Here is an 18229-nt window from a genome sequence, read left to right as displayed (position 1 = left end):
GAAAATAAAAAATGACTACTACACACTAAAAAAAGTGGTAGAAGTCATTAGCAAAATTGCGGTTTCAGTAAGAACTGAGGGAGACATTCATTCCCTATTAGCATCAATATTATCTGATAAAACCCTCGTTTTGTCAATGGATGCTGGTCGCGAAAAGCAATCCATCTAATACTTATCTTTTATACATACTTGTGGTAAAATTAATTTCATAAGAATTTACATGTGAATTGAGCGTCGGAAGAGTCACTGGCAAGAAAAGGGATGAAAGGACGATCCTTCTACTGGTTAACCAAGGGAAAAACAGTAGGTAGTGAGGAATCGAAGGGGAAGAAAGAATGATTGCATTTATGACGATCGAAAAATGGCTGCAAAGTGAGCGTTTTTACTATGTGATCCTACCAATTCTCATGGTGGTTGGTCTGATCGCATTATTAGGGTTCCTGATGGTTCTGCTTTATCGAGAAAACCGTAACCCGAAAGTGACGCTATTGCTTGGCGGCATAGTCGTTGCGTGTCTGCTAGGCTTTTTTATTGGAGATCAAGTGTATGGTGAATTCAAAACGTATAATGCGCTGATCACACCGAATATCCGAGACCGCGAAAAAATATTTCTAGGCTATAAATATTACGAATCTGATACTACAGCAGTTTATCAGCGCATCCAAAGCAATGAAGCGATTGAAACTTTAGAGATCTATCAAGCAGTACCAGTGGAACGGGCGATTGAATTTCTTGGATCTGCTCATAACTCCGTATATTTTAAAATGGGCGCCCAGGTTTACTATGCTCGCTATCAACCGACATTTGTGGAAGAGGCAACAACGGCTAAGCTGCAGGGGGTTCAATACCATTTGACTGATCCTTCCTTTGAAACAATCGGCTTCTATTCCGAAACCAACAACTATTTAACGGCAATTACGATTCCAAAGACCCAAGAAACCCTCGAATATCAATCCGTTGATTCTGTGATCCCGAAAGAATTTGGGAAAAGTCAAACCCAATGGGCGTTACCGAATAGGAATGAATAACCATAAAAGAAAACTACCTAAGTCACGAAAGAAAGCTCCTTCAATCAGGAATCTTCCGTGCGCAGGTAGTTTTTTGTATGCTTGGTCAGATAACATTACTCTCGCTATGGCTGCTCAGGTAGGCCTCTTTCTTTTTGCGAGACAATTTTTTGAAGGCGGCTTCTGCTTGAGTGGCTTCACTGCGAGTAGAAAAGCTTTCCGCGTGGATCATTTGTAATGGTCTGCGACTGGCAGGACGGGTATATTTTGCTCCGATCCCTTTGTTGTGCTCTAATAAGCGGCGACTCAAATCAGTGGTATAACCACCGTAGAAGGATTGATCATTGCAACGCAAGACATAAAAATAATGATTCTCAGCAGCCATAGAGCATCGCCTTCACTTCGGGACTATAGGCACCTGTTTCATCATAGGTAATGAGGGGGGAATCAATTTTAAAGCCATCCACCTTACCATCCTTGATTCCTTCAATCAATAAAATATTAGCCTCTTTGCCTACTTTCGGATAGACGAAGCGGACGCGCTTTGGGGCGATTCGATGGGCGCGCATATGGTCCAAAATATCGAGAAAGCGATCTGGGCGATGAACCATCGCAAACCGTCCGTTCATTTTTAACGCTTTGCTGGCGGTTTGGATCACTTCATCTAAAGTTGTGGTGATCTCATGCCGGGCGATCGCTAAATAGGGGTTCGGGTTTTTGATTGCCGTCGGTACATTTTTAAAAAAAGGGGGATTGCAGACCAAAAGATCGACGGAATCAGGTTTGATTTTTTGAAAGAGGTTCTTCAAGTCCATAGGATAGACCGTCAGCTGGTCTTGCAAGTCGTTTAATTCGATACTGCGCTGCGCCATATCCGCTAAGCGTTCCTGCAATTCGATTTGATAAATATGAGCGGTCGTTTTTTTGCTGATAAATAAACCAACTGCGCCATTCCCTGCACAAAGGTCAACGATTACGCCTCTTTTTGGCACTCTAGCGTAATTTGCTAATAACACAGCATCTAATGAAAAAGAAAAAACTTCGGAACTTTGAATGATCTTGATGTCATCGGCATACAATTGGTCGATGCGTTCGTTCGGTTGCAACATGAAGCATACTCCTGTTCTAAATTCATTTCAATGTATTATACTACGATTAAGAATAATGGGAAACGCTAAAAAATGCTTGTCATTTAAACCGTTTTTTTGCATACTTGAATAGGAGAGAAATAGAAAGGAAAATGAGTATGTTTTTTCGCTTTATGCGCGGTGTGGTTCGCGTAGTATTATTTTTGATCAACGGCAATGCTCGTTATCAAAACAAAGAGGTTTTACCTAAAAATGAAAACTACATTTTAGTGGCTCCTCACCGAACCTGGTGGGATCCATTGTACCTAGCAGTGGCTGCTCGACCAAAGAAATTTAGTTTTATGGCGAAAGAAGAGCTGTTCAAAAACCCGATTTTACGGTTCATTTTGATCCATGCCAATGCTTTTCCAGTCAAACGAGACAAACCGGGACCGAGCGCGGTAAAGACGCCAGTCAAAATTTTAAAGGAAACGGATCTTAGCTTGATCATGTTTCCAAGTGGTACGAGACACGCAACGGCTTTAAAAGGCGGCATGGCGTTGATCGCAAAAATGGCTAAGGTCAAGATCGTTCCCTCTGTTTATCAAGGACCGCTGACGTTAAAAGATCTTTTTAAACGCAAGCGAGTAACCGTCCGCTTTGGGGAGCCCATTGACATCAGTGACATCAAAAAGATGGACAAAGAGGGCTTGGCGGAAGTCGAACGGCGCATCCAGGGTGCATTTGACACACTGGATCAAGCAATTGATCCGTCATTTGTTTATCAAATCGATGAGTCCAAAAGAGAAGATTAATACCTAAGAAAAGCCGCTGATCCTTTTGTGATCAGCGGCTTTTTTCTAATGAGTTAATCCAATAATTCGAAAGCAAATTTGGTCCACGGTTTTAAATATTCCAACAAAGGCAGCTCGTCATTTGAAATGGCGCCGACTTTGTTTTTTCGCGTGTCTTGGTGAGGGGTCAAAACGATCTGCAATTCGTTTTTGTATTGGCCAAAGGTATCATTGCCGATAACGATGTCCCCATAGGCAAAAGGTTCTTGGTTTGTATGAGGGAGGTTTTCGATGGGACGGTACTTCACCCGTGACTGTGTGGAACGAGCGACTAACGCATTACTGTCACCACGACGAAAATGATTGGTTTCGGCTAATATCCTCCGTTCGATTTCGCTGGCCTCTGCGTCTACGAAAACGCCAAAGGTCAGCTTGTAACGATTGATCGCCGCCAGAGCTTTCAGCTCTGCATCCGACGCGTAAGCATTGCCGATAATCACGGTATCGATCAACCCAGAAGCAAAAAGCAGCTTCCCTTGCAGCGCCAATGGTAAATCTCGACAAGATTCTAAGGTCGGTAAGCCATCATTGACTTCCCAAGGGCCAATTTTGGCTGATTGACTAGTGATGAAGGCGGCTGTTTTCAACCCGTATTTTTTAAAACGTTGGCTGCAGCTGCGGAAAAAAGTATCCGTTAAGCCTGTGCCTCGTTGGGGGTAAAAATTGTGGCAGCCATATAAAAAAGGTTCATTGGCTTGATAAGAAAGGATATTTTCTAAATAGTTCACATCATTACTCATGTTCAATTCAATCGCCAAGCCAAATGGATTAAAGGTCAGCTGGGCTTCTTTATTGCCATCAAACCCTTGATCCAAGCGGATACCGTCCGCACCTAATTCTGCAAAGAAGCTAAGATCGTCATAAGAGATCGCCAGATCACTAAAAACAGCAGGCGAAATATCTAATATCGTTTCAAAGCCAAGGTTCTTGGCAAAGCCGATAATCGAAGAGAATTTTTTTCTGACGATCTCTTTGCCTTCACTGACTTCTAGCATACTCATAAATAAGCGAGAGTAACCAAGGGCAGCAGCTTTTTTTAAATAGTCTTGATCCAGTAAAGGATCGCTATGGTCGGGGTAAATCGAAAGGCCAATTTCTCGTTTCAATGGTTTTCCTTCTTTCTAAAAAACCGCACGAAGCACCTCTTGGCATTGGAAAAAGCTGCTGAGGAAGGCTTCTTCTGTTTGTCTTGGTGGGTGCTTCGTACGACCGTTATTTACACATTATTGTACGACTGGTTGATTTTCTTTTTCCAATTCGTTTTTGTCATAGATTTTTACGAATGGGTAATAGATCAGGATCGATAAAAGAATCAAAAGAACATTCAGCACGATCGCACGCCAATCGCCGCCAGTCGCTAAGAAAGCGCCAATTGGTCCAGGCAATGTCCAAGGGGCATTGACCGTAACTGCATTGACTAAACCAGCTGAGGTAGCGACCCACGCAATGACGCCATTGATCAGTGGTGCAATGATGAAAGGTGGGATCAAGATTGGGTTCAAAACGATCGGTGTACCGAAAATCAGTGGTTCGTTGATGTTGAAAATAGCTGGGATCAAGGCTGTTTTTCCTAGCTTTGAACCGAATTCCGATTTGGTGCGAAACGCTAACAAGATAGCCAAACCAATCGTTGAACCAGCCCCACCGATCCAGATGAACCATTGATAAAATGGTTCGGCTGCGATATTGGGAATCATATCTCCTGAAGCAAGCGCAGTCGTATTTCCTTCCAATAACTGCAACCATAATGGACGAGCCAGTGAACCAACGATAGAAGCACCATGGATCCCGAATGACCAGAAGAAGGTCGTCAAGAAGGTGATCAAAAGCACACTTGGCAAGGTGTCTGCGGCACTGACTAAAGGATCGACGACTTTTGCCACGATCGTGTGCCAGTCAAAGCCGATATAGTAAGTGATCGCACCCATTCCTAAAATAATGACTAAGGTAGGGGTCAAGGCTTCGAAAGAGCGAGCGACTGCAGGGGGGACTTGTTCTGGCATCGTGATTTTAAATTTCGATTTGTCCGTTAACCGATAGATTTCAACGGCAAGAATCGAGGTGATGATCGCCACGAACATACCAGCACTCCCTAAATTGGCCATTGGCAAGACAAAGCCGACCGTTCCAGCAGCATCCAAGGCTTCTGCTGGGATATTGACAGGGGTGAAGGTCAGTAAGAAGGCGGTCGTAGCTAGGATCCCGCCAGAAAGACCATCAAGCTTATAAGAGCGAGAAAGACTGTATCCGATCCCGAATGCCGCATACAAGCTCATAATGTACATCGTCATTCGATAAGGCAATAAGATCGTTGTGGCATTGCTAGACAAGAATTGATAGATGCCCCAACTTTGAGGCAGCGGTGGAAAGGCTAAAATCATAAAGAACGAACTGACGATGATCAATGGCAAGGTTGAAACGATCCCGTCACGAACCGCCCGCAAGTGACGCTGGCTGCCAAGTTTTTCCATCGGTCCTGCCAAATGGCGCTCGATGAATTGAGTGAATTTATCTAACATGGTTTATCCTCCTAAGGTCTTTTACATTTTTGCTTCCCATGGATTCGGAATGATTTTCCCTAAAATCACGCCTTGGGCTGCCCCGGTTGCTGCAGGGGCATTATTGACACGGCTGTGAAGGGTTTCATTTCCTAAGATGGCAAAAGCCACCGCTTCTTTGGCATCGTTGGAACCGCCAATGTCATCTTGTGTTCCAACGGCTACTGATTCTGGTAAATAGCCTTTGATCAGTTCAATCAGTAGATGATTGTGGGCACCGCCGCCCGAGAGAATCACTTCCAGATCGTTTGTTCCCAACTGAGGAAAAATGAACCGTTGGTAACTGTCAGCGATGGAAAAAGCGGTGAAATCGGTTAAAGTCCTCACCAAGTCTTCAGGTGCTGCTTCGGGATACTTGGTCAATAACTGCTGAACAAAATGTTTTCCAAAAAGCTCACGCCCGGTGCTTTTCGGCGGTTGCTGGGACAAATAAAAATGAGTTCTTAATTCCTTTTGCAAGGTGGGTATAATTGCTCCCGCACGGGCTGTTTCACCAAACGCATCATAAGGCTGGCCGAATAACTGAACCATTAATTCATCGATGACCATGTTTCCTGGACCTGTATCAAAGGCATACAGCTCGTTTAAGCTGCCACTTTTTGGTAGTACAGTAACATTGCCGATGCCGCCAATGTTTTGCAGCAAACGATTTTTGCTGTCTGATTGATAGAGCAGATAATCTGTATAAGGAACAAGAGGGGCGCCTTGACCGCCAGCAGCCATATCCATCACTCGAAAATCGGCGACGACTTTCGTTTGTAAGCCATAAGCGATAATCGAAGGTTCGCCAATTTGCAAGGTGCTGTTTTTCGCTGGATCAGAATCGGGGGAGTGCCAGATCGTTTGTCCGTGGCTGGCAACAAAATCAATGCTTTTTTCTTCAATACCAGCTTTTTGGCAGAGGATTTGACACGCTTTCAAAAATTGATACCCTAATTCAGTATTTAATTGGCAGATGAGGGGAACATTTGATTCCACCGGATCACAAGCAGTTTTTATTCGTTCCTTCAATTCTTCACCAATGGGTAGTGTGACCATTTCCATCAGCTGTACGTCTGTTTCGGTGCCGCAGCCATTGATTTTTACTAAAGCAGCGTCGATCCCATCCAAACTGGTTCCTGACATTAGTCCTATTGCAAGCATAGCGTTTCTCCTTTCTTTTAGAATAGTGATGAAAGCGATTGTTGAATTCGATTTCACACTCATTGTAAATGAAGTGTAATTATATGTCAAGATATAAATTTATAATTGAAAAAACATTTCAACATAATGATGTCAGGTGTTCGCTCTTTTTATCAAAAATGGGTGGTAAGTGAAATTTCGCTGGCAGAGAGATGTCTAACGATCAGGGAAAGTGGTATAATGGTTGGAAGGATATTTTTTAAGAAGGTGAAGAAATGCGCTTTATACATACAGCTGATTGGCACATCGGAAAAAAACTACATGGCTATGATCTGCTGGAGGACCAGCGAGCAATTATCGATCAAATCATTGCGATCGCTTTAGAAGAAAAAGCCGCTGCCATCGTCATTGCAGGTGATCTGTATGATCGTTCCGTTCCCGCTGTCGATGCGGTCAAATTATTGAATGAAAAAATCGCAGAAATCAATCTAACGAATGAACTGCCTTTATTGGCTATCTCAGGAAACCATGATAGCCCAACGCGGCTAGAAACTGGTAGTCAGTGGTTTCAGCAAACGCGTTTTTATCTGTCCACCAGCATCGAACAAAGTTTACAACCGGTCGAGTTTGACGATACACAATTCTTTTTGCTGCCTTATTTTGAACCGATCGAGGCGCGCTTATTTTTTGACGAACCGTTAACGAAAATTTCAGATAGTGTCCAAAGAGTGATCGAGGAGATGACCAAGCACTTTGATTCGTCAAAAAAACAAGTGTTAGTGACCCATTTTTTTGTGGCGGGCGCTAGCCAAACGGATTCTGAAACGAAAATTCAAGTTGGCGGATTGGACAGCGTGCCGACCACAGCTTTTGCACCTTTTGATCGAGTCGTTTTGGGGCATTTACATGCCAATACCGCCCTGAAACATCCGAAAATCGGGTACAGTGGCTCTCCGCTGAAATTTTCCCTTTCTGAACGGACGAACCAAAAAGGGGTCTATCTTGTTGATACTGTAAAAAACACAAATGAATTTATTCCCCTGATACCAAAAAGGGATATCCAGCAACTGACAACCTCCTTTGAGGAGTTGATCGATCCGGTTTTTTACCGTGAGCTGGATCGTGAGGCGTTTTGGCATTTTCTGCTGACGGATCGTGCTGTGATTCCAAATATGATGAATCAGTTGCGAAAGATCTATCCATTTATTTTGTCTGTCGAACGGTTGAATGGTCGAGAACAGACGAAAAAAAGACAGCTAACGACACGAGAAACCGACCCGCAGGCCTTGATCAGTCATTTTTTTCAAGAGATGACGGGAGATTCATTGCTCGATGCACAAACCAAGTGGATCGAACAAGGATTAAATGAAGCATTTGTCGTGGAAAAGAGGGAATAGTCATGCAACCGAAGTCTTTACAAATGAAAAATTTTGGTCCATTCATTGATGAAAAATTGGATTTTAGTCAGCTGCAAGCTGGCGGTTTGTTTTTGATCAGCGGCAAAACGGGTGCAGGAAAAACGACGATTTTCGATGGCATGACGTTTGCCTTGTTCGGTGAAACATCGGGGAATCTGCGCTCAGGCAAAGAAATGCGCTCGATGTTTGCTTCACCAACCGAAGAGACCAGCGTCACCTTTACTTTTGAACATCAGCGTTTTACCTACCAGATCCAACGGAAACCGGAACAGACCTTAGCAAAAAAACGTGGTGACGGGGTCACCAACCAAACGGCAAAAGTCCAGCTGACGATTTTTGACGCCGAAGGCAAAGAGAAAAAGCAGATCAGTAAACGCACAGAAGTTGATGCATTTATCAAGGATCTGCTGCAGCTGGATGCCAAACAGTTTTTTCAAATCATGATGTTGCCGCAAGGAGAATTTCGTAATTTTTTGATTGCCAGCAGCAATGAGAAAGAACGCGTTTTACGGAATTTATTTGGCACGGAAATGTATCAACAATTTAATGAATGGTTGAAAGAGCAAGTCAAAGCACAAAGTAAAAAGCTTGAGCATCAGCAGCTGCTCGCCTCGCAAATCATGGAGCGCTTTGAATGGGAAGAAGCGCAGGAGGTTTTAACGGTTGCGGAAGGTCTGACTTTGTGGGCGCAGGATTTAGAAAAACAACAGGCGCAGCTTCAGCAGTTATTGCACAAAAAAGACCAAGCGATCCAAGAAATGAAAGCTGCGCAAGACGCTTTTTACCGTGCAAAAGAAATTGAAAATGCACGGATCGAATGGCAAGGTCTACAAGAAAAAGCCCGAGAGCTGCATGCTAAAAAAAACGAGATCGCTCAGAAAAAAGCACAGTTGAACCAGTTGGTGTGGGCGCTTGAACATCAAGAAATCATGCAGCAAAAAGAAGAACGAGTGAAAGAAGCACAGCAAGCTGCTCAGCAAATCAACGAAACAAAGCAGCAGCTGCAAGAAATTCAGCAGCAACAAGTAAGCTGGCAAGACCAACGAGCGTTGATTGACGGCATCAAGAAAAAACAGGAAGCTGCTAGTCAAAAAGTTCAAAGAATCCAGCAGCAGATCCCGCTAGCACAGCGCACACAAGCGCAGCAAGAAGAAGTGGCGCAACTTGAAAAAGCCGCACAACAACAGACCACCGAATTAACGAAGATAAACCAAGCGCAAGCAAGTGCCAAAGCGCAAGCGCAGCATCTGACAGAAGAAATCGAAACATTGCGAGGGTTTCAAACAGAAGCGGTGAAATTGGTAGAAACGCAGGCTCTGGTAGAAAAATGGCAGCAAGCAAAAGCGCAGTTTCGTGAAGCCGAGCAAAAAGCAGGGGAACAGCAACAAATTCATTCGGAGTTGGTTCTTGAACAACAGCAATTAGCAGCATCCTTGCTGGAGCTGCAAAAAACGTTAAAACAAGAAACCAGTCAAAATGCTCGAATGCAAATTGCTCGGCTTTGTCTTTTGCTGGAAGAAAATGAACCCTGTCCGGTTTGCGGATCCTTGGATCATCCGAATACACAGGAGCACACGACCTATCGCATCGAAGACATCATTGCCAGTGAACAAAGACTGGAGCAAACACAAGAAAAATTGACGAAGATCCAGCAGCAAGTATCGGCAAATCAAACGCTGCAGGAGCAAGCCACATTGCGAATCAGCGAATGGCAAGCCACCAGTGTTGCTGCGCAGAAGCAAGTGGCATTCGCTTGGACTACAGTTCAACAGGCATTTGCTACCTTGCAGCCGTTAGAACACCAAGAGGCGATTACCGAGGAAACGACGGTAGCGGAATTAAAGAAACGGCAATCTTTCAATCAACAAAAAGCCGCATCTTATGAAGACGCACAGAAGAAACATCAGGCAGTAAATGAGAAATTAGCAACGTTAAATGAGTCCTATCAGCAAGTCAGTGAGCAAGCGAAAAAAGCCCAAGAAGCGCGCCAGCTTGCGGAGGGGAAATTGGCTTCTTTACAGGAACAACTTGCAGGCGCAACGTATGAACAATTACAAGCCGATTTAGCAAAAACCAATGGTTTACTGAGGGAATATACGCAACAAATTGAGGCTGATGCCCGACAAGAAGCGCAGCTAAACGAACAGCAAGCGATTCTTTCAGAGAAACTGAAAAATCTGCAGCAATTTTTTGAAGAAAAGCAAGCGGCTAAGACAAAAGCAGAACAACGACTGACGCAGCGACTCCAAGAAGCTGGTATGACGGAGGAAACGATGCGGGAATTGATTGCCCAAGCCGCTCAAACAACCGTTCTCTCAGAAGAAATCAAAACCTATGAGCAAGAAATGGTGTTTGTTCAGCAACGGCTAGCATTGTTAGATGCACAGTTAAAAGAGCAAGCTGCGATCGATTTAAACCAATTGGAAGCTGACTACCTTCAGTTGCAGACCGTGATGGAGGAACTACAGCAAGAAACAGTTCGCAAACAGGAGAAAGTCAACGGCAATCAACGGTTGTTTGACGAGCTGCAGGTCATTTATCAGCAAAATGTCGAAGAACTGGCCCAATTAGGCCAACTTCAGCAGTTGGCAGAAACCATCAATGGCGAAAACGTCAAAAAAACCAGCTTGGAACGGTATGTACTGCAGCAATTTCTGACAGAGATCTTAGAAGTCGCCAATGAACGCTTGGCTCGGTTGACTCGTGGCCGCTATCAATTTGAATTAGCGGATAAAGTCGGGAGCTATCGAAGCTCTACAGGCTTAGAAATTGACATATATGACGATAATGCGGGACAAGTCAGAAGAGCTCATACACTTTCAGGCGGCGAAAGCTTTATTGCTGCCTTAGCGTTGGCGATCTCTTTGGCGGATGTGATCCAGCAACGAGCTGGTGGGATCGAGATCGAAGCCCTCTTTATTGATGAGGGCTTTGGATCGCTTGATGAAGAATCATTGGAAATGGCGATGGAAGCATTAGAAATGATCGAAAATGAAGGGCGCATGATTGGGATCATCAGTCATGTTCGAGAACTGCGGGCAAGAATCCTGCAGCAAGTTTTCGTAGAAACTAACGGCAGCGGGCAAAGCCGGATCCGAATAAAAGAATAAGGAGAGGAGGACTCTTATGAAGTGGAGTATTCCAGAAAAAGTAATTGAGCGTGGCAGAACGTATGTCAACGAAGATCGCGTCTTATCTGTCACACCAGACAAAGAAAAAAATGTGTGGCACGCAGAAGTATTGGGGACAGAATTGTATTTAGTGACCTTAGATGCTACAGCCAAAGAGGTAGATTATTGCCAATGTCCGTACTGGGAAGAGCATCATTATTGCAAACACACGGTGGCAGTCGAACTTTATCTACGCAAACAAGGGAAAACACGAAAAATCAATGAGCAAACCCCCATCAAAAAAGCCTTTTCTGCTTCAGAGATGTTTTCCAACGGCTTTGCCCGCTTAGGGAGCGAAAAAGAAACGAGCCAACCCTTACAGGTTGAATTTCGGATAGATACCATCGCCACCAATCCTTACCATCAAGAAATGGATATCTTAGGGATTTCCCTCAAAGTCGGCCATCGTGGCACCGCACGGACCTATGTCGTTAAAAACATTTATAAATTTTTGCAGATGTACCAAGAAAACAAGCAGTACGCAGCGAATAAGCAGCAGACCTTCTTTCTATCTGCGGATGCCTTTGATGAGAAAAATCGAGCCTTGTTGAATCGATTGGCAGGAATCGCGCAAACGCAACAGTTAATCGGGCAAGCAGGCATTCAGATCAGTGGTAAACTTGACAAAAAGTATTTGCTGCTACCCGTTGAGTTCGGCAAAGAATTGTTGTTACAGTTAAACGAAGTCTATACACAAATAACCATTGGTGAAACAAAAGTCAATGAAGCCGATTTTCAAATCGGTGAACCTTTGTCGTTTTCAGTCACAAAACAGGAGGATCATTTTCCTCTGGAATTCGTGAAAGATTTTGACCATTTACTTAGCTATTATAATTGGGGTCTGCTGGATGGAACCTTTTATGAACTGACTGTCGAACAAAAGGAAATCTATGTCACGATGCAACAGTTGTTTAAACGATTTGAACAGCCAGTCATCGACTATCCGAAAGAAGAATTAGCGAATCTTTTTATGAAAGTATTGCCTTATTTGCGAAAAATCGGGCGTGTCCAAGTAGCACCTGAAGTTCAAAATGAAATCGAAGAGTCTGAATTGAAAGCCGTCTTTTCGTTACGGAAAATCAAAGGACAAGTCGATTTACAAGTAGACTTCACTTATGGAGAAGTCGTTTTTTCAAGTGATGAAAAACATCACTATATGCCAGAAAATCATCCCGAGATTTTACGTGATTTTCAACAAGAAGCACGAATTGAAGCGATTATTGAAACCTTTGGCTATCAAGCGAGCACTAAAAATTGGCAAAAAAGCTTACCTGCAGGGGAACAACTTTATACCTTTTTTACAAGGGAGATCCCTGTTTTAAGGCAATTAGGTGAAGTCCGTATCGGCAAGAAGCTGCGGGAACTTTACCTTGACGCCCAACACCATCGACCAGAAATCGTTATCGAAGAAAATGGTTCTTGGTTGGATATCAAGTTTGATGTCAGCGGCATTCAAGAGTCAGAGATAAATGAGGTCTTGCGCAGCCTGTTACAGTCTGCACAATTTTATACCACTGAAAATGGGCAAGTCCTTTCATTGGAATCGGAAGAGTTTCAAGAAGCAAGTGCTGCCCTGAAAAAATTGCGTCTTTCACTAGAAGCGAAGGATGGGGCGATCCAAGTTCCTTTGAATCAAGGGCTGCTCCTGCAAGAGCAGTTTGCTGATCAAGCCAGCTTTAGTGCCGGTTTTCAGCAAATGACGGAAGACTTGATCCATCCAGAAAACTTTGAGGCGCAGCTGCCAGAAAACTTGCATGCTGAGTTGCGGCAATACCAAGAAGTTGGCTTCCGTTGGTTAAAAATGTTGAGCCACTATCAATTTGGCGGTATCCTTGCCGATGAAATGGGGTTAGGGAAGACCGTTCAGACGATCAGCTACTTACTTTCAGAAAAACAAGAGAAACAAAAATTGAATGCATTGATCGTGGCACCGGCGAGTCTAACATTCAACTGGCAACAAGAAATCAAACGGTTTGCGCCAACGATTTCCGCGTCTGTCATCAGCGGAACGAAAGAAGAGCGCGAAGGGCAGATGGCGCAGCCAGCGGACGTCCGCATCACTTCTTATGCAAGCTTGCGGCAAGACATTGATGCCTATCAAGCACTAGATCTGACTTGTTTGATTTTAGATGAAGCGCAAATGGTCAAAAACAGTGCGACCAAAACGGCACAGGCCTTGCGCTCCTTGGAAGTTCCACAGCGGTTCGCCCTCAGCGGCACACCGATCGAGAACAATTTAGAAGAATTGTGGTCCTTGTTCCAAATGATCATGCCAGGCTTTTTCCCGAACAAGCAGAAATTTAAAGAACTGTCTACACAAGAAATTGCGAAAATGATCAAACCCTTTATTTTGCGAAGAGACAAAAAATCCGTGCTGCATGATTTGCCGCAAAAATTGGAAACAAATTATTACAGTGTTTTAACAGAAGAACAAAAGAAAATCTATTTGGCGTACTTGCGGCAAATGCGGGAAGAAATCGCGCAAATGGATTCTACGTCTTTTCGTAAAAATCGAATCAGTATCTTAGCTGGTTTGACTCGACTGCGGCAAATCTGTTGTGACCCACGATTATTCGTGGAGGATTATGAAGGGTCTTCTGGGAAACTTGAACAGGTCAAAGATTTACTCTTAGCAGCCAAAGAAAATGGGCGTCGTGTGCTGCTATTTTCTCAGTTTACTAGCATGCTTTCGATCATTGAAGAAGAGCTAGCACAAGAAGGGTTTGAGTCCTTTTACTTGCGAGGTAGCACACCGCCGCAAGATCGTTTGACGATGGTCGATGCCTTCAATAGTGGAGAAAAGGACGTCTTCTTGATCTCGTTAAAAGCAGGAGGAACAGGACTGAATCTGACCGGCGCAGACACCGTGATCTTATACGATTTGTGGTGGAACCCGGCGGTGGAAGAGCAAGCCGCTGGACGAGCCCATCGGATCGGTCAAAAAAATGTTGTCGAAGTCTGGCGAATGATTGCTGAAGGAACCATTGAAGAACGAATGGATGCGTTGCAACAAGAAAAACGTGAGCTTTTCCAAAAAGTGATCCAAGGCAATGAAACACAGCTTCAACAAATGACAGAAGAAGATATTCGCTTGATATTGAGTATCGGCGAAGAAAGTTAGCCAATCAAAAAGATGGACCTGCCGCAGGAGCGAAGGTCCATCTTTTTTTAGTTATACATGTATGCAGGCACTTGCATCAGTCTGTCAATACTGTCTTGCAGCTGTGAAAAAGCAGTGATCGATGCATCTGGTAAGTCTTCCAATCCACTAGGCGCTTGACGGAGACGATGATTGAACCACAAAGCTTGCCAACCGGCTTTCTTACAGCCAACCACGTCATTATCAAAATTATCACCAACGTACAGTGTGGTTTCCGGATCAAGAGCAAAGGCGGTTTCTGCCAATTGAAAGATTTCAAGTTGCGGCTTTTGATAACCAGTTGCTTGTGAAATGATCATATGCTCTGGTTTGATCCATCGAGTCAATTGCAACTGATCCAATTTTTTTTGCTGGTGGTCAGTGGGACCATTGGTAATAATTCCTAGTTTGACTGGCAATGTGGACAAATAGTTCAAAGTTGACTCAACTTCAGGATGCAGCGTGATGGCATCTAGTTCTTGTTCATAACACAGCTGAAATTTACAGCTTTCTTCCATTGTAATAGGTAAGTACCCTAAATCCGTTAATGAATGCGTCAGTCGAAAATAGCGAAAATGATCTAGCGTCCATTCATTTGCCAATACCCGTCCAAACTGCTCGTCACTGTGCACCCGAAACCGTAAGTAAAGAGCAGTTAAATCTTTGTGGGCTATTTGTGGGAAACAGGAGGTTACGGCATTGCGAAATGGTTGTTGCTGGTCATATAAGGTATCATCGACATCAAAAAGAATACTAGTGATCAAAAAAGACACGCCTTTCAGAGTTAGTGAAAATTTTCAGTTTGTTTTCGAATCAATCATAAGCCATTATTCCTGTAAAAAAAAGAGGGAAATCCCTTTAAAATAAAGGTTTTATTTACTGTTTTTAGAAATCCGCGTCTTTATAGGTTTTCAAAATTATAGTGAATTTTACCCATTTTCACATGTTTCTCATTTTGCATTTCTACTGAGAGTTGCTTATAATGATAGCTATTGAGGAGGGGGAAATGTGTTAAAAAGGTTTTTTCGTTATTATCGACCGTATCGGTCACTATTTATACTCGACTTTACTTGTGCGATATTTGCTGGTTTATTGGAACTAGCCTTTCCAGTTGCCGTCAACCAAGTAATCGATAAGATCATGCCCCAGAACAACTTTCGCCTAATACTGTTGGCTTGCTTAGGCTTGTTCTTGTTTTATGTGATCAATACTGTGTTGCAATATATCGTGGTTTTTTATGGTCATAAACTTGGGGTCAATATTGAAACTGATATGCGTCAAGAGTTATTTCGACATCTGCAAACGCAATCTTTTGAATATTATGATAATCAAAAGACTGGCAAGCTGATCAGTCGTTTGACTACGGATCTCTTTGAGATTTCTGAAGTCGCTCACCATGGGCCAGAAGATGTTTTTATTACCATCATGACTTTGGTCGGTTCATTCCTATTGATGTTAAATATGCATGTTCAATTAGCTGTGGCAACATTTGCGTTGATTCCCTTGATCACGATCGCCTTGGTTTTTTTCAATAAGAAAATGACCAAAGTCAACACACAGATCTATGATAATCTCGGTGAGTTCAACGCCGGAGTGGAAGCATCTGTCAGTGGCATTCGAGTGACACAATCATTTGCCAATGAAACGTTTGAACATAAACGCTTTGACGGGTTAAGTGAGATTTATCGGCAGTCTAAGATCCTTTTTTATAAGGTAATGGCAATCAGTTCAGCGTACAATTATTTCTTGATTCGGTTGATCAACTTGTTTGCTCTGATCTTTGGTGCCTACTACGTGATTCGAGGTGAACTGACGAACGGTCAGTTCGTAGGGTTTATTTTATTGTCAAATGTCTTTGTTAGACCAATTGAGAAGGTTAATACGATGATCGAAAGCTATCCGAAAGGAATCGCTGGCTTCAAACGCTTGACCGAAGAGTTGGATAAAGAACCGACGATCAAAGACAAGCCAGGGGCACGGGCAGTAACTTCCTTAAAGGGAGACATCGTCTACCATGATGTTTCTTTTTCCTATGCGGATGCGACGAAAGTCTTGAATCACATCGACTTGTCGATCAAAGCGGGTGAGACGATCGCCTTCGTTGGACAAAGTGGTTCAGGGAAAACAACGTTATGCAACTTGTTGCCGCGGTTTTATGAAGTCACGGAAGGCGCCATTACGATTGATGGCATCAATATTCAGGAGATGACCTTGGCATCTTTACGTCAGCAGATTGGTACGGTGCAGCAAGATGTTTTTCTTTTCCCAGGAACGATTCGAGAAAATATTGCTTATGGCAAACTTGATGCAACAGAAGAGGAGATTTTAAAGGCAGTCAAATTGGCACACTTAGAAAAAGTCATTGATCAAATGACGGATGGCTTGGATACGGTCATCGGTGAACGAGGCGTCAAATTATCCGGTGGCCAAAAGCAGCGAGTAGCGATTGCTCGGATGTTCTTGAAAAATCCGCCGATTCTGATTTTAGATGAAGCAACTTCAGCGTTAGATACCGAAACGGAACAAGTGATCCAAGAATCATTGAATTCTTTGGCAGATGGGCGTACAACCTTGATCATTGCCCATCGCCTCGCAACGATCAAACATGCAACACGAATCATTGTCGTTAGTGAGAAGGGGATCTTAGAAGAAGGAACCCATGAAGAGTTGATGGCGAGAAAAGGGCATTATCGTGCATTGCATGATGCTCAATTTGCTCGTGACCGAGAACCAACACTCGCTTAGAAGAAAGACATGGTAAACGATCAGTTCAAGAATAGTACAGTCTATTATGCTTTGTCAGTGACCAAGCAACAAATTGGCTGGCTTCTTGGATTGATCGTTTTTTACTGAGTTTTTTGTGAGAAACCCTTTTCATTTATAAGCAGATGTTCATTTCTGCAGCTGTTTTATAGCAGATTATGACAGAAATGCTTCTATGGTTTTCTGATTAAAAAGGAATGTGATACAATAAAACCAAGAAGAAAGAGAGTGGTTGCGATTACTCGCACAAAAAAATAACATTCATTTTCCTTGTAGCGCGATCGTTTCTCGGCAAAGGAAGGATCGTGAAAAAATTCTTTTGAAAACGATTGAGCGACTGCCTTGGTTTTTCTCTCAGTTTTTGATTACATCTGTAATTGTCGAAGAGAAATTAAAAAACGTTGCCTTCTCTTAAAAGAATATTTTAATATTCTGACATCTTTTTGATACACCTTTGACACACTGTTGTATAAAAGAAGTAATATTAAAAAAAAATTTGAGTTTTCTCATTTAAAAATAAACATTTTGAAGGAAACCTTTTGCCTTAAAGGTTTCGCTTTTAATATAACTTTCGAGTTTTATTAAAAAATATGAGATTTAGACTAGATTTTTTTTAGTTAAACCTGTATAATTGAAATCAAGCGAGGGAACAGGACTTGCTTGATTGAAAATTAAAAAGGAGAGATGCACGTTGTTGACACTATACACTTCCCCAAGTTGCACATCTTGTCGCAAAGCTCGTGCGTGGTTACAAGAGCACGAAATCCCTTTTGTTGAAAGAAATATTTTTTCAGAACCGTTAAATATTTCTGAGCTTAAGGCAATTCTTCAAATGACAGAAGATGGCACAGAAGAAATTATTTCCACCAGATCCAAAGTATTCCAAAAGTTGAATATGGATCTAGATGACCTGCCCCTAAAAGATTTATTGACACTTGTTCAAGAAAACCCAGGATTATTGCGTCGTCCGATCATGATTGATGAAAAACGATTGCAAGTTGGGTTCAACGAAGATGAAATTCGTCGGTTCTTACCTAGGGATGTTCGCCAACTGGAACTAAGACAAGCGCAATTAATGGCAGGATTATAAATTTGACTTCATCGACTCGCTTTCTCTTTGAAAGTGAGTCT

The 18229-nt window shown here is 42.9% G+C and carries 13 protein-coding genes and 1 riboswitch; of the genes, 7 read left to right on the top strand and 6 right to left on the bottom strand.

The features are described from left to right. Positions 1–31 precede the first annotated feature (31 nt). Positions 32–104, bottom strand: a riboswitch (Fluoride riboswitch). 231 nt (positions 105–335) lie between these two features. Then, positions 336–1028 (top strand): hypothetical protein, encoded by a 693-nt coding sequence (locus tag ACTW1R_RS10430; protein ID WP_074932970.1) that lies wholly within the window; start codon positions 336–338, stop codon positions 1026–1028. 85 nt (positions 1029–1113) lie between these two features. Here ACTW1R_RS10430 and ACTW1R_RS10425 read toward each other — a convergent pair whose 3' ends face one another. Further along, positions 1114–1392 (bottom strand): GIY-YIG nuclease family protein, encoded by a 279-nt coding sequence (locus ACTW1R_RS10425; RefSeq protein ID WP_016610819.1) that lies wholly within the window; start codon positions 1390–1392, stop codon positions 1114–1116. Next, positions 1382–2116 carry a tRNA1(Val) (adenine(37)-N6)-methyltransferase gene (locus ACTW1R_RS10420; RefSeq protein WP_142964748.1) on the bottom strand — a complete coding sequence of 245 codons (735 nt, stop codon included), beginning with the start codon at positions 2114–2116 and terminating at the stop codon, positions 1382–1384. Before ACTW1R_RS10420 ends, ACTW1R_RS10425 begins: the two co-directional genes overlap by 11 nt. A gap of 137 nt (positions 2117–2253) precedes the next feature. Between ACTW1R_RS10420 and ACTW1R_RS10415 the strand changes: the two genes are divergently transcribed. Further along, positions 2254–2889: a lysophospholipid acyltransferase family protein gene (locus ACTW1R_RS10415; RefSeq protein ID WP_005229679.1), complete on the top strand. Its 636-nt coding sequence runs from the start codon at positions 2254–2256 to the stop codon at positions 2887–2889. A 53-nt stretch (positions 2890–2942) separates the two neighbouring features. Here the strand turns inward: ACTW1R_RS10415 and ACTW1R_RS10410 are convergent, their stop codons facing one another. From ACTW1R_RS10410 to anmK, 3 genes are all read right to left on the bottom strand, one after another. After that, a complete protein-coding gene (locus ACTW1R_RS10410) occupies positions 2943–4034 on the bottom strand; it encodes a DUF871 domain-containing protein (protein WP_128432188.1) in 1092 nt (363 codons plus the stop codon). A gap of 117 nt (positions 4035–4151) precedes the next feature. Beyond that, complete coding sequence (locus ACTW1R_RS10405) at positions 4152–5447, bottom strand: PTS sugar transporter subunit IIC (RefSeq protein ID WP_016610823.1); 1296 nt, start codon at positions 5445–5447, stop codon at positions 4152–4154. Between the two features lie 21 nt (positions 5448–5468). Further along, on the bottom strand, positions 5469–6629 hold the full coding sequence (gene anmK, locus ACTW1R_RS10400; RefSeq protein ID WP_034858404.1) for an anhydro-N-acetylmuramic acid kinase AnmK: 1161 nt from the start codon (positions 6627–6629) through the stop codon (positions 5469–5471). A gap of 254 nt (positions 6630–6883) precedes the next feature. On the opposite strand from anmK, the gene ACTW1R_RS10395 reads away from it, so the two are divergent. The 3 genes from ACTW1R_RS10395 to ACTW1R_RS10385 are packed head-to-tail and all read left to right on the top strand — an operon-like array spanning position 6884 to position 14317. Next, entirely contained in the window at positions 6884–8005 is a 1122-nt protein-coding gene (locus ACTW1R_RS10395; protein WP_271814513.1) for an exonuclease SbcCD subunit D, read from the top strand. Positions 8006–8007: 2 nt separating this feature from the next. Further along, positions 8008–11136, top strand: coding sequence for an AAA family ATPase (locus tag ACTW1R_RS10390; protein ID WP_142964749.1), 3129 nt, complete (start codon positions 8008–8010; stop codon positions 11134–11136). A gap of 16 nt (positions 11137–11152) precedes the next feature. Further along, the gene (locus ACTW1R_RS10385; protein ID WP_121261001.1) at positions 11153–14317 is read left to right on the top strand and encodes a DEAD/DEAH box helicase; all 3165 of its coding nucleotides are present in this window, start codon (positions 11153–11155) and stop codon (positions 14315–14317) included. A gap of 47 nt (positions 14318–14364) precedes the next feature. On the opposite strand, the gene ACTW1R_RS10380 is transcribed toward ACTW1R_RS10385, so the two are convergent. Beyond that, the gene (locus tag ACTW1R_RS10380) at positions 14365–15099 is read right to left on the bottom strand and encodes an HAD family hydrolase (RefSeq protein WP_034858406.1); all 735 of its coding nucleotides are present in this window, start codon (positions 15097–15099) and stop codon (positions 14365–14367) included. 244 nt (positions 15100–15343) lie between these two features. On the opposite strand from ACTW1R_RS10380, the gene ACTW1R_RS10375 reads away from it, so the two are divergent. Further along, the gene (locus ACTW1R_RS10375; protein WP_271814509.1) at positions 15344–17080 is read left to right on the top strand and encodes an ABC transporter ATP-binding protein; all 1737 of its coding nucleotides are present in this window, start codon (positions 15344–15346) and stop codon (positions 17078–17080) included. 709 nt (positions 17081–17789) lie between these two features. Then, complete coding sequence (gene spxA / locus ACTW1R_RS10370) at positions 17790–18188, top strand: transcriptional regulator SpxA (RefSeq protein ID WP_003127030.1); 399 nt, start codon at positions 17790–17792, stop codon at positions 18186–18188. Positions 18189–18229: the final 41 nt, after the last annotated feature.

The organism is Enterococcus sp. R12, assembly GCF_058135755.1.
The sequence above is the reverse complement of the archived record's forward strand: the minus strand, read 5'-3'. Positions and strand labels throughout refer to the sequence as shown.

Excerpts from the sequence above, each read along its gene's own strand:
- ACTW1R_RS10430 (WP_074932970.1), top strand. The coding sequence starts at position 336 with ATGATTGCATTTATGACGATCGAAAAATGGCTGCAAAGTGAGCGTTTT.
- ACTW1R_RS10425 (WP_016610819.1), bottom strand. The coding sequence starts at position 1,392 with ATGGCTGCTGAGAATCATTATTTTTATGTCTTGCGTTGCAATGATCAA.
- ACTW1R_RS10420 (WP_142964748.1), bottom strand. The coding sequence starts at position 2,116 with ATGTTGCAACCGAACGAACGCATCGACCAATTGTATGCCGATGACATC.
- ACTW1R_RS10415 (WP_005229679.1), top strand. The coding sequence starts at position 2,254 with ATGTTTTTTCGCTTTATGCGCGGTGTGGTTCGCGTAGTATTATTTTTG.
- ACTW1R_RS10405 (WP_016610823.1), bottom strand. The coding sequence starts at position 5,447 with ATGTTAGATAAATTCACTCAATTCATCGAGCGCCATTTGGCAGGACCG.
- anmK (WP_034858404.1), bottom strand. The coding sequence starts at position 6,629 with ATGCTTGCAATAGGACTAATGTCAGGAACCAGTTTGGATGGGATCGAC.
- ACTW1R_RS10395 (WP_271814513.1), top strand. The coding sequence starts at position 6,884 with ATGCGCTTTATACATACAGCTGATTGGCACATCGGAAAAAAACTACAT.
- ACTW1R_RS10390 (WP_142964749.1), top strand. The coding sequence starts at position 8,008 with ATGCAACCGAAGTCTTTACAAATGAAAAATTTTGGTCCATTCATTGAT.
- ACTW1R_RS10385 (WP_121261001.1), top strand. The coding sequence starts at position 11,153 with ATGAAGTGGAGTATTCCAGAAAAAGTAATTGAGCGTGGCAGAACGTAT.